Genomic DNA, 14,584 nt, shown 5'->3' on the forward strand with positions numbered 1-14,584 from the left:
ATTCTACTCTGGATTTTGCATCTGACCAAACCTAAACACTCGGTTATACCAAAATGGGGCAAAATCCGTACGATATGTATTCAATTTCATCGTTCGCTGATTAAATAAGATACTTACCTGCCCGTCTATACCTGTTGTGACCATCTCTATCTCGCGCTGCCGATATCGATCAACGACTTCTTCCCTTGGAAAGCCGTAGCGATTATTAAAGCCTGCAGCAAACACCGCTACCTGAGGCATGACTGCATCTATAAACTCAGCACTGGAAGAGGTATTACTACCATGATGAGGTGCTATCAATACCGAACTTTGTAACCATTTAGGCTCGATAGTAGCAACTAACGCCTGCTCTACTGGCTTTTCAATATCCCCTGTCAGCAATAAGCTATGTTCCGTACTGCTAACACGCAGAACACAAGAACCGTTATTCCCCTTACTAGGCTCTTTAGGTGCAATAAAATCAAGACTAAGTGACTGCCATTTAACTTGTTTTGGCCGGCAATCATTAATTAAGAACTTGGTAGTAGAAGTGCTTTGCCAGTCTAGCGAGCTGTTCATTCGCTGAAAATGAAAGTCAGCAATAACCTTTACATCAGGGTACCTATCAACAATGTAATTGGCGCCACCAGCATGATCATTATCGCTATGACTAAGGATCAAAAAGTCTAACTGGCGAATACCTTTGCTGATTAAAAATGGCTCTAACACACGCGCTGCATAACTGAAATCTCGTCCATAACGAGCCCCGGTATCATAAACAATTGCACGCTTGTTTTGCTCTATCACTACCGATAGTCCTTGGCCAACGTCCAATACGTGAACTTGCCAACGTTTGTTGAGCTGTGGCGAAAATAATGTCATCCCGATATGAAATAATAAAGGCAACAACATCACAGATAGTACTAGCCGCCACTGAGTACTTTTACTATTAATCAGCAAAAAACAACCAATGCAGGCGATGATCGCTGCAGCAATCAGATCATCAGATAACACCAACCACGAATAACCAAAGTCGCCAGTTATCGATAAAATCCAGAGTACCGGTTCCATTAACAGTGCAGCCAAATCAAAAACTGAAGTAACACTCAAGCCAAATAAGTTAAAAAACATAAAACAGATCAGCGAAAATAAGCTCAATGGGATCAATATGAAACTAAACCAAGGCACTAACAGCATATTGACAACGACACTAACAACTGAAGTTCCCGCAAAGAAGATCGCTTGAATTACCCCAAGTGCAACAATTAATCGCCATTGCAGCGCCCAAAACATCTTGATGCCGTTATAAACTTTTTCTCTTAATCGCTGCTTACCCTTTGTCGATTCTGCCGTACTCTGTTGTGTTTGATTGGTTGATATCGATAAACCAGTATCCAACTTGGCAAACCGAGATAAGGTTAATAAGATGATGGCCAGCGCAGTAAAAGAAAGCCAGAAACTTGCACTTAATACGCAAAAAGGATCCAGCAATAAGATGATAAACAGTGCATATAACAATCGCTCCCAACTCGATGAATGGCGGCTTAATACACTAAAAAGAATAAAGCCAAGCAACATTATCAATGCCCGTTGAGTTGAAACAGAAAAGCCCGCCAAATACGCATAACAAACAGCCCCAACAGCAGAGATAAGCAAACATATAGCCCAGTTACGCCGACTATTAACGGGCAAAATCCGATAAAGTGCCGTTCTTGCCAACAAAAGTAACCAAGCAGATACAACCGATAAGTGCAGTCCGGAAATTGCAAACAGGTGGCCGGCTCCACTGACCCGAAGTTGTTGCCAGCGGCTATCACTGATTAAAGATTTATCACCAGCAACCAATGCAAGTAGCAGATCACCACTAGCATATGACTCCAGCACAGGTTTGAGTTTTGCTATTAATCTCGAACGATAAGATGGGTTATTTGCGATCAGCTGACCACTAATTACCGTTCCCTTGGCTACAATATGTTGAGCAAGAAAGTATCTTTGTTGATTAAAGCCGCCTTGATTCAAAATGCTGGTAATGGGTTTTGGCTTTATCGTTAATTGCCATCGTTGACCAACGCTGACTAGCGGGGGCAGTTTCCAGAATAACCGCAGTTTCGCAGCAGGCATGTGTGATGAATTTGCCCCTAAAAGGACGAGATCAGCACTAATCCAGTCGCGATTTGAGCTAACTAATGATACTATCTCGCCCTCGATCTTAAGTGTTTTACTTGGTTCGCTAATGTTCCAGCTCATTAATAATGAATAAAAAACACTACTCCAGCCTATAGCTAATAGGCTTCCGGCGATAAATGGAAACCGCCGACAGGCTGTAATAACCACTACGATTAAAAAAGGTAGGATGTATAGACTAACCAAGGATGGCCAGAACATTGTAGATACAATGGTGATGCAGTAGCCGCACATAAATCTATTCATAGTGCATTAAGTTAAGACAGCAAATAGAAGTTATGCCAAAAAAATTTATTGAAAAATTTATGCCAAAACCTGAAACATTGCGCGAACATAAACACCTGCGCATGTTTGGAGATCTACTTTTAAAGCCCAATTTATGGACGCTAAACCGTCACTCAGCCCCTGGTGCATTTGCCGTAGGCTTATTTGTTGCATGGATCCCCATGCCCTTTCAAATGGTACTCGCTGCCGCATTAGCAATACTGTTTAATGTTAATCTACCACTGGCGGTGGCATTAGTGTGGATCACCAATCCAATTACTATGCCCTTTATGTTTTATATCGCCTACTTGCTCGGAGCGACAATACTAGGCCATGAGCCACAAGCGTTTAACTTCGAAGCCAGCTGGCATTGGGTTCAAGCATCCCTTGAAACTATAGGCCCACCATTTTTATTAGGCTGTATCGTGCTAGCAGTTGTATTTGCAGTGTTGGGATATTTTCTTATTAATACCCTTTGGAAGTATTCAGTACTGTTTAAATGGAAGAATCGTTATAAGTAATCGCTTCATGCATCAAAAAATCAAAAAGCAGTCTAATGACTGCTTTTTTATTGCGCTTACTGTTTGGCGACAACACTTTTCATGGATGGCACAACCGTCTCAGGATCTAAGCGAACTTGATACCAGTTAATTCGCCAATCAAGATGTGGCCCAGTTGAGCGACCCGTAGAGCCGACTTCAGCGACTTTATCGCCCTGTTTCACAAGCTGGCCCGGCTGCACATACAACTTACTTAAATGTAAAAAGCTTGAGCTAACACCGTAACCGTGGTCAATAATCATAGTGCCGCCAGAATAAAACATATCCGGCACAGAAAGCGAAATGACACCATCAGCCGGAGCCACAACAACAGTGCCAGTTTTTGCTGCAATATCAACACCATAATGTGGTGTACCCGGCTTACCGTTATAAATACGCTGACTACCGTATACTCCCGATATTCTGCCAGTCAACGGCCATATAAATTGCTGAGTAAACGCATCACTAGCAGTAAACTGAGAGCGTGCTTGCTTTACCTGTTTTGAATCTTGTGCCGCCCTAGCTTGCGCTTTAGGATCCGGCTGCATAATTTTTTTACTGATCCCGGTAATATTTTGGATCTTATACTCGCGAGTGTTAATTTTTAACGGCTTAAGCTCGGTCAAACCATCGGGATAAACCAGCTTCAACATCTGTTCGCTTTGGGCGTCACGTGCAAATCCAAACACAAACTGACCTTGTGGATTAACCTTTATGGCTTGATCGTTGAGAAACACTTGAGTACCAGGCTGAACTTTTGCTCTGATCAGAGCGCCTTGAGACAATTCGCCATTTAATTCAACTGCAGCATTAGCGTGCATTGCCATACTGGAAAGTACACCGGTTAATATAATCTGTACTATTGGTCTCAAAGCGACTCCTTATTGCTTTATTAATAGTAACCCTGCTTAACGCCATAATGATTAAGCAACTTGTTAAAGACTATTGTGCACTGCGGCTTGCAATAGCTCCCTTACCGACACCTTCATAGGCGATAACTTTGAAATCGCTGTCAGGCTGTTTATCTGATAACGTTTGCGCCATATAGTCAGCTAACAGCTCTACCGTAGTATCCTGCGGCAAAATATCACAAAGTGCTTTTGGCATAGCAAGCTGGAAATCACCTTGTGGTGCTTGATAGTGAAAACCAAAATGAGTTTCGTCGTCGATAGCTGTTTGCGCAGAAAGCGCCAATGTTGTTACTGAAACCTGATCTTCGACTGTTGCTAAATAAATATCTTGCCAACGCTTAGCCCAATATTCATCCCATTTAGGTGCTGCTACACCATTTTCAAATACCGTCACAGGGCTACGGTGACCATGAGCGATTCGCTGGCAATTACCATCATGCTTTTTCAAACCGTGGCTATAGTGATAATAAGGACCTGAGTGAATTTCATTTCTTAATGTAAGTGAAATTGCTTCCACATTATCCGGCAGCACTTCTTTAAGTGCTTGTTGTAAAAACTTATTCACACTTTCAAAATCAATAATTTCACTTGGGATCAATGCAAATGCTTGTGATGGACAGGCTAAGTGAATATCACCTTTTTGGCTTGAGAAATCCATCCATACTCTATCGGCTTGTTGTTGCCAGCGCACACCACTAAAGGCTGTAGGGATCAGCAAACGATGATCGGCAACATCATCAATAGTATGTTTAATGGTACGTTTTACTTTGGCAAAATCTAAAACCATATTTTGTTCATCAAGACCGCCATCAAGCAGCACATCAACAATCCAGCTTTCTCCAACCATACCTCTAATCGGGCATAAATAAGAAAAATCTATTACGGTCAAATCTTTAACAAACAGTTGCATTTTCGCTCCTAGGTAGAAAAACAGTCTACCTGTCTTAGTCCATACAGCAGTGGCCGCAGGATGAATCATCTTAAAGGCGAGAAATCGCCCCGTTACACTATTGCAGTAGCTTACATTGAACCGAAGCAACATTCGACTTTTTTAACATTGAGTGCTGGATAAATGTCGTTGTAACAGCGGCGAGTAAAAAACAAAAACCGAGCACTAGGCTCGGTTTTAATTTATAACATATCATCGGCATTCAAAAATGACGACTACTCACCTTTTAGGCGACGATCAAGCTGATCTTTTAAGTTAGCTGGAACACCTTTAATAATAATCGTGTCTGATACAGGATCGTAAATAACACGCTCACCTAAATGCTGACCATCAAAACTTAAGGTTACGCCCCCACCAGTGCCAGAGAACTTCTTAAGTTGGCGCAAGGTAGGCTTATCACCAGGAAACTCTTCTGCTAAATCGTAAGAGCCGCTTTGGGCAAAATCATAAAAAGAATCCATACCTTGATCAGCAAGTTCATCTGCTAAATCTTTTATTTGGATTGAGGCACCTTCGTCACAACGCTCAGTACAGTAATCAAATACGCGCTCACGAGCTTGTTGACGCTCATCTTTGGTCAACTCGCTATTACCAACAAAGTCTTCAACAGCATTCATCAATGACTTATTTTGAGCTTTAGTATTAACCCCTTCAACACATCCCATGAAATCCAAAAAGAAATCAGCAACTTTACGGCCTGCACGCCCACGAATAAAAGAGATATATTTCTTTGATTCAGGCTCGGCTTGCCACTCAGTTAAGTCGATACGCGCAGCGAGCTGAACGTTGTTAAGATCTAAGTGAGTATTTTGCGATAACTCCATATCATCAAGGACTGTCATTGACGATTTAGCATTTAGCAATGACACGAACAAGTAATCGCTAGTCATATAGGTGTAGCAAGATAACAGTAAGAAGCCTCCGGTACTAAAATCGTATTTAGCCAGCTCTTCTTGCAATAACTTTCCTGCAATACCTGAAAACTCAACAAAGCCAAGTTCGCCGCTGCGGTATGTTTTTAACGCTTCTTCAAACTTAGTGTTCGCTTCACCGTCTTCGCCGCTAATACCAAAATGACCAAAACCTTTACCCGCTTTAGTCGTATAGGTTTGATGCAACTCTTCTAGCATCGCCTCAACAGCTTGACTGTTAAGCAATGGTTGCGGACGTAATCGGCAACTTAGTTGGCCTTCACCATCTTGAATAATCGAATGGATAATGGCTTGTTCGACGTTAATACTCATTGAGCCTCAATAAAATTTGGCAAGGAGCGCTACACGTTATCGACGCTCTTTAGTGTTTACAATAGTGATATAGATACAGGCTTTAGTGATTTTTTCGCCTGCTGCTAAGTGGTCAATATCATAACCACAGAGCCGCAATAAATCCATATTTGTTGTTGTGCTTTAGATGGAAAAAACACGTAACGAGCGATGAAAACAGATCGATTAGCTGCAAGCTCGCCACAAAGCTGCAAGTGATTAAAACAGTGTAAATAGCATGCGGACTTAAACTGACATTGCGATAGCAAACAACAGAAGTGAAGTTTACGACTTGAATCGTCAAAAAGTACGATAAAAGTGCGGAGCTTCTTGATAAAATCCGTTATTATATGCCGTTAATCAAGATTTAAAGTGAACCTTTTTAATTATGGCTATTCAATCTAAATACTCTAATGCTCAAGTTGAGTCTATTATCGCTGAATTACTTGCTGTGCTAGATAAGCATCAGTCTCCAACCGACTTAAGCTTAATGGCACTCGGTAACTGCGTAACTCACTTATTGCAAAACAAAGTGCCTGCTGAAGCACGTCAAGTTGTCACAGAGCAATTTGCTAAGGCCTTGTCACAATCAGTAAAACCTAACTAAGATACAACGATATTTGGTTTACATCAGTAAAGGTTAAACTTAGGGGTTAACCTTCTACTCGCCTCAACAATAAATGGATCAACATGGTCGAGCGACAAAAACAGATTGGACGTGATCGCGTTTCACGCTTAGTAAGCTGGGGACATTGGTTTGCCTTTATTAATGGTCTATTAGCCATTATTGTCGGTTACCGATACCTCGATACCATAGGTTTACCTGAATCATTTATTGGCTGGGGTTACTTAGTCATAAGCACTATAGGTCATTTTAGCTTTTTAGCTTTTATGGTCTATTTGGTGCTTATCTTTCCTATTACCTTAATCCTGCCCTACTCCAAGATTTTGCGGGGTTACGCTGCAGTAGTCGCAACACTCAGTCTCTGTATATTACTCTACGACACCGTCATTTATGACGACTACGGTCTGCATTTGAGCCCATTTGTATTTGATCTCGCCTGGGCTGATTTAAACGCCCTTTTACGCGGAACCTCATACATCATTACACCTATTGCTATTTTAGCGATAGAGCTAACTTTGGCTAATTTCCTGTGGAAACGTATAGAGAAGATCCGCAAACTCAATATTGGCAACAAGGTCGTAGCTGTTGTTGGTGCTTGCTTTGTTGCAAGTCATTTAGTACATATTTGGGGTGATGCCGCAGATGTGACCGAAATTACTCATTTCGACGATGCCTATCCATTATCCTACCCAGCAACGGCAAAAAGTTTAATGGAGAGCTATGGCATAGAAGGCAGTCAGAGCAATAAAAATAAAACGCCACCTAAATCCAGTCTCAAATACCCATTATCTGCGATGCAGTGCACTGCTGATAATCAACCTAATATTCTCGTGATTGCGGTAGAAAGTTTAAGAGCCGACTTAGTTGATAAATCAACCATGCCTTTTTTGGCTAACTACGCTAAGCAAAACATGAACTTTACCCAACACTTAAGCGGTGGTAATCAGTTTAACAGTGGTATGTTTAGTTTGCTTTATGGGCTACAAGGCAGTTACTCCAATGCGGTCGATTTACATTTCGAAAGCCCTGTCATGACCCAAGAGCTATTGCAACAAGGCTATCAATTAGGCTTGTTCACAACACAAGACACAGCAGCGGTGCCACAAGCTATTTATAACGACTTCAAGCGCGTGGACGCAAAACACACTGATAGTTACGCCAAATCAGATCTGCAGTCAATTGCTAACTGGAAACAGTGGACCCAAGCCACAACAGCGCCTTGGTTTAGCTTACTTAACTTAAAGTCACCAGAAAGCTACGATACTCCGATTGGCTTTTTAGGCATAAAAACCGTCCAGTCTGCCACTAAACTAAAGCCTGCTGAAAAAGTACTATTTAACCAATATAGGCAGTCTCTGCACTTTGTAGATCAACAAATAGAGCAAGTTGTTTCAGCTCTGCCTGAAAACACTTTAGTCGTGATTACAGGTGTTAGCGGTAAAGTGTTTACCAGTAACACCAATGAAGCTAGCGTCAACCTTTCTCCAGCGAGTGTGCATGTGCCGATGATCATCCATTGGCCAGATGAAGATAAAGGTAAACAGATCAATTACCGCACGACTCATAATGGTTTAGTACCAGCAATTATGACCCAAGCACTAGGTTGCACCAATCCAGCTTCTGATTACAGCTCAGATCAAAGTTTAATGCAGCCAAGTGATAAAACATGGGTATATGTTGGCGACCATCGAATTTTTGCCATTTATCAAGCGTCTGAGATCACTGTCATTGACCGTCATGGCAAATATCGTATTTACGATGATAAATATAGTAAGCGCTTAAAAAAGAAGCTCAGTGCACCAGAACTAGTTGAAGTGATGCGTGAGGGGCGTCGACTTTATATTCATTAAGCATATAAAGTTATACCACTTCGATAACGAAATGATAGCGATTATCTGTAAGCTGTTTGTATTTAATTCGGGATATGGCCTAGCCCGGTAAGGCGCTTGTCTGGGGGACAAGAGATCACAGGTTCAAATCCTGTTATCCCGACCAAATTTTAAAAGTTCAGTTCAGAGAAAACAAAAAAGCACTGCCTAAGCAGTGCTTTTTTATTACAACGATATTATTCGTGACAATCAGCACATTCTTTGATTGTTAGATCTGGAGTGTGAACTTCTTTGTCTAGTTCATGAGCACTTGCCATATCATGACAATCATTACAAGTAGCAATGGTTGCTTCCATTTCTGTGTGCTCTTCAACGTTGATAGTCTCGTGACAATCAGTACAGTTTACTGCCATAGCAGATGCTGAAAACGCAAGTGCTGCAACCAAAGTTAAATATTTCATATGCATTCCTTAATATCGGAGTTATTGCGCTTAATGCTTTTTTAACAAAGCTATTAAGGCCTTTATTGTTAAAGCTGTTTGAAAAATTAATAAGTTAATGATTCTTGAGCCATGTCTAACATGATATGAATTAAACTTAATTGAAACTTAAATTTCAATCTCTAGTTGAACAAATGCTGAACAACATCACGATGAGTTTTCAAGGTTGTGAGCAAGGTCAGACATATACTCAATTGAGCTATTTTATTTTTCAAAGGATCTAAAATAATGCTCAATAAAATCATTGTGAAAACATCAGATATAAATCTAATGATTTCTGGCGCAGAATGTTTTTTTACGTCAATAATTGTTGCTATCCAGCCTTAAAGTTAATAGATTGTAAATGATGCTTTTTTGCATAGAAGCCACTCTCCAACTGCAGTAAAAAATAGGCAGCACTTTTGGATAAAATCAAAAATAATAAAGTTATCTTTGCCACCGTTTTAGGGCTAATAGGTTTCACTATAAATCTTTACCCTATTCACCTTTTCGCCAACGTTCAGTTAATCCTTGGTAATGTTGCTTATGTTATTTCAGCAATCTTACTTGGCCCTTGGTATGCGTTTTATACTGCAATGATTGCCGTTAGTGGCCTGATGATTGCTTGGGATAGCTTCCATGTTTACTTTTTGTTTGGCGTAGAAGCAATATGCCTTGCCTTGGCAAGACGGCGCGATATTTATGCGCTATACGCCAACTTTGGCTTTTGGCTAATTCTAGGTATGCCATTGTTTTATCTGTACCTTTCACAATTTACAGAGTTACCTAGCGGCCATATTGCTTTTATCAGCCTAAAACAGGGGATAAATGGCTTGCTATATACCAGTATGGGTTCCTTACTTATCATACTGACTCCTACGTTTTGGCACTTTAAGAATAAAGTTAAAGACCAACAGCGACGCACCTTTAATGCGCAGCTAACTTATACTTTTTCTTTAGTCATTACCGTTGCATTACTGCTTGCGGCATTGATGTTTAATAATCAATTTATCGAGCGTCAACAGAATTTACTTTATGCCAATATAAAAAACTCTGCTGATAACCTTGCAGCCTCTACGCAAGCCTATATTGATATGCATACCCAAGCTATTCATAACGCGGCACAGTGGTTGAGTTTAAATCAGCATAGCGCCACTGATGAACAAACCCTGTTGACTCAGTTGCATAGTAACTATCCGGGATTTATTACTATGCTGCTGGCAGATAAACAAGCAAACATTGTTGCGGCCAGCCCTGCGTCATTAATAACTAAGCGCAATTCTCAAGTGCCTCTTAATATCGCTGAGCGAGACTATTTTATAGAGGCGTTTATTAATCAACGTACATTCATATCGCCGCTATTTTTGGGTAAAGGCTTTGGTCGCGATCCAATTGTTGCTATCAGTGCTCCGCTTTATCACCCTGATAACAGGCATAGTCCTAGAGGGATCATTGAGGGATCACTGGATTTAAACCAATTCAAATTGATTGATGAAATAGATAACCACAACCAACATCAAACCATGCTGCTCATCGATAACAATAATCGAGTTATCTATGCATCGGAGAGCTTGCAGTTAACGACGTTAACCGAATTTACTTATTCTGAGCCAAGTGACAAGTACATCACGCCGTTTCCTATGATAAACCTCGATCCAAACAATAGTGTGGCACCCGAATATGTGTATGCTAGCGTAACATTAAATAATGGCTGGAAACTCCTCATTCTGAACCCTTTTAGACCACTGGTTGAATTAGTAGAAAATATGTATGTGGCAACGTTTGCAATTTTGATTGCTTCACTACTTATCGCACTCTATTTGTCCCGGGTAATTAGCGCACGCCTTACCTTACCATTGGAAAATATCGCTAATAAGTTCAGTACCAAATCAGCAAATAGTGATAAAGATTATGCGGTGGATAACGAGTCTCCAAAAGAGATTTATTCATTATTCAAACGGTTACAACAAAGTAAAAGTCAGCTAATTGGTTATCAATTAGAACTTGAAGAAAAAGTAGCTCTCAGAACTGTAGAGCTAGAACACGCTAATAATCGCCTTAAGGCCTTAGCAGAAAAAGACTCGTTAACAGGCCTGTATAATCGCCGTTATGCAGAAAATAAATTCACTGAAATACAAGAACTTTGCCAACGTACAGATGAGGTCATTGCTATCGCGCTGCTCGATCTTGATAAGTTCAAATTTATTAATGACACCTATGGCCATCACAGTGGTGATCTCACCTTAAAAGTGGTAGCCGAGCAATTAAAACGAGAGTTTAAGCGTAACTCTGACATAGTTGTACGCTATGGCGGCGAAGAGTTTTTATTGATTATGCCATTATGTAATGCATTAAAAATTGAAGAACATTTAGACAACTTCAGGCAAAGGCTTGCCAAAATTGTGATCGACAATAAAGAAGACAATCATCAATTCACCGTGACCACCAGCATAGGAGCTGTTTTAGGTAACGGAACCTTCAGTGCGTCCCTAGAAGACTGGGTAAAGCAAGCCGACATCAATTTATACCAAGCTAAGCATTCAGGCCGTAACAAGCTAGTGTTTACTACCTTAGCCAATGAGTAGCCACAACAGTCTAAGGAGTAAAAGTATTATCTATTTTCTCTAGCATATAGGGATAAAAGGGATTCCATTTTTGACGCATCATCTCACTTGCAGGCACAGTTATCACACCGCGTTCTCCCTTTGATGCACCAAGTCCTATTTGAATATGACTACGGTTAACATCTGCAATAGGCCCATACAAGGGATCTAATTGCGGAAAAGGCAGCGCCACATGGGAAAGCGAATATACTTGTTTAGGCCATTGTAGATTTAGAGGCTGCAGTTGACGATTATTTAAGGTGCGAGCTTGTACCTTTCGGGTATCAGTAGCTTGGTTTTCCACAAGCGTAAATGTAAATTCAAAACCTCCCTGTTGCATCATATCTGTATAAGGCATTAACGGATCACTATTCATCAAGCTCATATTCACTTTAGTTCGATTAATATCAAATAAAACCAGTTCATGGCCTGCATTTGGTAACTTTAAATAGAGTTCATTAACCACTGCAGCAGTATCAACCGTATCATCAGTCAATGATTGAAAGGTCAAAATCGGGGGCAGTTCTTTGAGCTTATTTTCACCCAACATCTTTATTAAGCTCAAATTATTTATAGACAATTGATACACTACATCTCCCGCATTAACCGCAAAAGAGCCATATTTAAATGGATCATACTCAGGTTGAATACTATTCCAGCTTAACTTGTCTAAACCAAGCGCATACCCAAGTATTGATTGCCACTTAGCTCCCGCAGCAACGGGTGACAAACCTATTGCCGGAGAGAGCAACACCATTGCAGAATACGCAGGTTGGTCATTGGCAGCAATTCGCTCAAGTTCATGGTTTAATGCTAGCGCCGCACCAGTAGAGTAGCCGATAACATAGAGTGGCTTACCAGCAAGTGACTGTTGTAGATCTTGAGTTGCAATATTCACCGCAGCAGCTAAATCTTGCCAACGCATATGGGTCAATGCCGATGGAACTGTGCCATGGCCTGGCAGCCTTAACGCCAAAACATGTGCTTTATCTTTAAAATGTTTTGCAAAGTGGGACATGGCATAAGGGGAATCTGACATACCATGTAATAATAGGACGCCAAAATCGGCATTTTTGTTGGGCCATTCGAAACTACGGTTCCAATCTTGCGGCCAATGAGTCGGTGACGAATAACTGCCCTTTACATACCGATTAAGTACATCAAAAGACTCCGGTTCAAGTAGCTTTTGATACACTTTATTATCTAATTCAGCAAATAACTTTTCCTCAAGTTTTAGGTATTCATCAAAACTGCTAACATCGGAAGAGGCACGATACTCAGATTGTAAATCGGTAGTATGCCAGATCGACAAGTCAGGACGAGAGTTTAAGTACCAAACTGCCATTGCTACGAGCGCAATACTTGTACCAATCAATGAATAAAATACAGCAAAAGCAAGATGTTTTGTTGAACCGATAATAATAGATTTCATATGTTTTGCTATTCATCCTTAATCAGCAGAATATTGATACTAACTGGTAAAGCAGTCGTTATAAAACGAGAACCAACTGAAAACTAATTTAAAATAGGTCAATATCAATGAGCCAAAATATGCTTGTCATAGGTAATCAAGATGCAAGTCATTGCTTCTATTTGCCCACGCCACCACAAATCCCCTCAAACTGGCAATATGACTCATTTGATGCTACTGCCAGCTTAATCGCTGCAAACGGCAACCATTGGCGTAAAATCCTCACCATAATGGCAAAGTTGTCAGTTCTCGATACAAACTGGCGCAACTACCGTGACACTCAGCTACTCAAACAAAATGAGTGTCTCGTCATAGGAGCAACAAACTTAATGACCAATGCAATACATCATTTTGTTTGTGGGCAGCAAAGCGCGCATAAGCTGGAGCTTAATATGCTCGATATGACCGAGCTTAAAGGCTCTGAAGAGTTTATAAGCCGTCTGCATTCTAACCTCTACCTATGCCCATACTTTGACTATCGACAATTTCCTAACCAGCATATTGATAATTTGCGTCGTTACTTGGATCTGCCTGCGCTACTATAATACCAATTGGTATAACTCATAAGCCAATCTTACTATCGCTCTAAAAAAGGCGCCTACGCGCCTTTCTAAATACCGGTATAACTTGCAACTCAAACGCAACGACTAATCATAAATTGTTGGGATCGCTTCACGCTTATGTTGAGTTGCCCGATAAATACCTATGAGCTTATCGTTAACAAAGTCACTCACCTCTTTTCCTTCAAGAAAGTCATCGATTTGATCGTAAGTTAACCCTAACGCCACTTCATCTTCTAATTGTGGCTTGGCCTCTTCTAAATCTGCAGTAGGTGCTTTAACAACCAATCGTTCAGGTGCACCGAGATAAGCAGCTAATTGACGTACTTGACGCTTATTCAAGCCAAATAGTGGCGCTAGATCACAAGCACCATCACCCCATTTCGTATAAAAACCGGTGATATTTTCTGCGCTATGATCGGTACCGACAACTAAGCCAGCGACAAGCCCCGCGATCTCATACTGTGCAACCATACGCATGCGCGCTTTTACATTACCTTTAACGAAATCAATTTTATCCACATCAGGTAAAGCAATACCGGCAGCTTCGACCGCGCTAAGTGTTTCAGCATGCACACCATCTACACCTTGCTTAACATTAACAGTAACTTGCTTTGACGGCTGGATAAATTGACAAGCCATTTGCGCTTCATCTTCATCTTTTTGCACATTGTATGGCAGACGCACAGCAATAAACTGGTAATTAGAAGCGTCTGCCTCAAGGTTTGTATTTATTTCGTCTACAGCTAACTGGCATAAACGCCCCGCTAATGAAGAATCAACACCACCACTAATCCCCAAAACTAAAGAACGAGTATTTGATTGCTTAAGCTTAGACTTGATAAATGCAACTCGCCTTTGAACCTCAAAAGCTGGGTCAATTGCCTTAAGCACCTTCATTTCCCTTAAGATCTGTCCTTTCACTATTT

12 protein-coding genes and 1 tRNA gene are annotated in these 14,584 nt (G+C 40.8%); 6 read left to right on the top strand and 7 right to left on the bottom strand.

All coding sequences use genetic code 11. The annotated features are described in order from the left end of the window. Nucleotides 1–3: 3 nt before the first annotated feature. The gene (locus tag L884_RS0108040) at nt 4–2,409 is read right to left on the bottom strand and encodes a DNA internalization-related competence protein ComEC/Rec2 (protein WP_028767012.1); all 2,406 of its coding nucleotides are present in this window, start codon (nt 2,407–2,409) and stop codon (nt 4–6) included. Between the two features lie 32 nt (nt 2,410–2,441). Here L884_RS0108040 and L884_RS0108045 point away from each other — a divergent pair, with 32 nt between their 5' ends. Continuing rightward, the gene (locus tag L884_RS0108045; RefSeq protein ID WP_028767013.1) at nt 2,442–2,948 is read left to right on the top strand and encodes a DUF2062 domain-containing protein; all 507 of its coding nucleotides are present in this window, start codon (nt 2,442–2,444) and stop codon (nt 2,946–2,948) included. 56 nt (nt 2,949–3,004) lie between these two features. Here the strand turns inward: L884_RS0108045 and L884_RS0108050 are convergent, their stop codons facing one another. From L884_RS0108050 to yejK, 3 genes are all read right to left on the bottom strand, one after another. Continuing rightward, nucleotides 3,005–3,793, bottom strand: coding sequence for a M23 family metallopeptidase (locus L884_RS0108050; protein ID WP_051435579.1), 789 nt, complete (start codon nt 3,791–3,793; stop codon nt 3,005–3,007). 115 nt (nt 3,794–3,908) lie between these two features. Next, the gene (locus tag L884_RS0108055; protein WP_028767015.1) at nt 3,909–4,787 is read right to left on the bottom strand and encodes a 6-carboxytetrahydropterin synthase; all 879 of its coding nucleotides are present in this window, start codon (nt 4,785–4,787) and stop codon (nt 3,909–3,911) included. Between the two features lie 254 nt (nt 4,788–5,041). Beyond that, nucleotides 5,042–6,070 carry a nucleoid-associated protein YejK gene (yejK, locus tag L884_RS0108060; RefSeq protein ID WP_028767016.1) on the bottom strand — a complete coding sequence of 343 codons (1,029 nt, stop codon included), beginning with the start codon at nt 6,068–6,070 and terminating at the stop codon, nt 5,042–5,044. A 406-nt stretch (nt 6,071–6,476) separates the two neighbouring features. On the opposite strand from yejK, the gene L884_RS0108070 reads away from it, so the two are divergent. The 3 genes from L884_RS0108070 to L884_RS0108080 all read left to right on the top strand — a co-directional run bounded on the left by L884_RS0108070 (nt 6,477) and on the right by L884_RS0108080 (nt 8,708). Then, the gene (locus L884_RS0108070; protein WP_028767017.1) at nt 6,477–6,695 is read left to right on the top strand and encodes a YejL family protein; all 219 of its coding nucleotides are present in this window, start codon (nt 6,477–6,479) and stop codon (nt 6,693–6,695) included. An 83-nt stretch (nt 6,696–6,778) separates the two neighbouring features. Beyond that, on the top strand, nt 6,779–8,563 hold the full coding sequence (locus L884_RS0108075) for a DUF3413 domain-containing protein (protein ID WP_028767018.1): 1,785 nt from the start codon (nt 6,779–6,781) through the stop codon (nt 8,561–8,563). Between the two features lie 68 nt (nt 8,564–8,631). Then, nucleotides 8,632–8,708 (top strand) — tRNA-Pro (locus L884_RS0108080). Between the two features lie 70 nt (nt 8,709–8,778). On the opposite strand, the gene L884_RS0108085 is transcribed toward L884_RS0108080, so the two are convergent. Further along, nucleotides 8,779–9,003, bottom strand: a complete 225-nt coding sequence (locus L884_RS0108085) for a cytochrome c3 family protein (RefSeq protein ID WP_028767019.1) — start codon at nt 9,001–9,003, stop codon at nt 8,779–8,781. A 440-nt stretch (nt 9,004–9,443) separates the two neighbouring features. Between L884_RS0108085 and L884_RS0108090 the strand changes: the two genes are divergently transcribed. Beyond that, a complete protein-coding gene (locus L884_RS0108090; protein WP_028767020.1) occupies nt 9,444–11,606 on the top strand; it encodes a sensor domain-containing diguanylate cyclase in 2,163 nt (720 codons plus the stop codon). A 10-nt stretch (nt 11,607–11,616) separates the two neighbouring features. On the opposite strand, the gene L884_RS0108095 is transcribed toward L884_RS0108090, so the two are convergent. Continuing rightward, nucleotides 11,617–13,056, bottom strand: coding sequence for an alpha/beta hydrolase (locus L884_RS0108095; RefSeq protein ID WP_028767021.1), 1,440 nt, complete (start codon nt 13,054–13,056; stop codon nt 11,617–11,619). 107 nt (nt 13,057–13,163) lie between these two features. On the opposite strand from L884_RS0108095, the gene L884_RS0108100 reads away from it, so the two are divergent. Next, nucleotides 13,164–13,640, top strand: a complete 477-nt coding sequence (locus L884_RS0108100) for a DUF6942 family protein (protein WP_245603089.1) — start codon at nt 13,164–13,166, stop codon at nt 13,638–13,640. A gap of 102 nt (nt 13,641–13,742) precedes the next feature. Here the strand turns inward: L884_RS0108100 and nadE are convergent, their stop codons facing one another. Further along, the gene (gene nadE / locus L884_RS0108105; protein ID WP_028767023.1) at nt 13,743–14,579 is read right to left on the bottom strand and encodes an ammonia-dependent NAD(+) synthetase; all 837 of its coding nucleotides are present in this window, start codon (nt 14,577–14,579) and stop codon (nt 13,743–13,745) included. Nucleotides 14,580–14,584: the final 5 nt, after the last annotated feature.

It is taken from the genome of Shewanella fidelis ATCC BAA-318 (genome assembly GCF_000518605.1).
GTDB lineage: Bacteria > Pseudomonadota > Gammaproteobacteria > Enterobacterales > Shewanellaceae > Shewanella > Shewanella fidelis.

Excerpts from the sequence above, each read along its gene's own strand:
- L884_RS0108040 (WP_028767012.1), bottom strand. The coding sequence starts at position 2,409 with ATGAATAGATTTATGTGCGGCTACTGCATCACCATTGTATCTACAATG.
- L884_RS0108045 (WP_028767013.1), top strand. The coding sequence starts at position 2,442 with ATGCCAAAAAAATTTATTGAAAAATTTATGCCAAAACCTGAAACATTG.
- L884_RS0108050 (WP_051435579.1), bottom strand. The coding sequence starts at position 3,793 with ATGGCAATGCACGCTAATGCTGCAGTTGAATTAAATGGCGAATTGTCT.
- L884_RS0108055 (WP_028767015.1), bottom strand. The coding sequence starts at position 4,787 with ATGCAACTGTTTGTTAAAGATTTGACCGTAATAGATTTTTCTTATTTA.
- yejK (WP_028767016.1), bottom strand. The coding sequence starts at position 6,070 with ATGAGTATTAACGTCGAACAAGCCATTATCCATTCGATTATTCAAGAT.
- L884_RS0108070 (WP_028767017.1), top strand. The coding sequence starts at position 6,477 with ATGGCTATTCAATCTAAATACTCTAATGCTCAAGTTGAGTCTATTATC.
- L884_RS0108075 (WP_028767018.1), top strand. The coding sequence starts at position 6,779 with ATGGTCGAGCGACAAAAACAGATTGGACGTGATCGCGTTTCACGCTTA.
- L884_RS0108085 (WP_028767019.1), bottom strand. The coding sequence starts at position 9,003 with ATGAAATATTTAACTTTGGTTGCAGCACTTGCGTTTTCAGCATCTGCT.
- L884_RS0108095 (WP_028767021.1), bottom strand. The coding sequence starts at position 13,056 with ATGAAATCTATTATTATCGGTTCAACAAAACATCTTGCTTTTGCTGTA.
- L884_RS0108100 (WP_245603089.1), top strand. The coding sequence starts at position 13,164 with ATGAGCCAAAATATGCTTGTCATAGGTAATCAAGATGCAAGTCATTGC.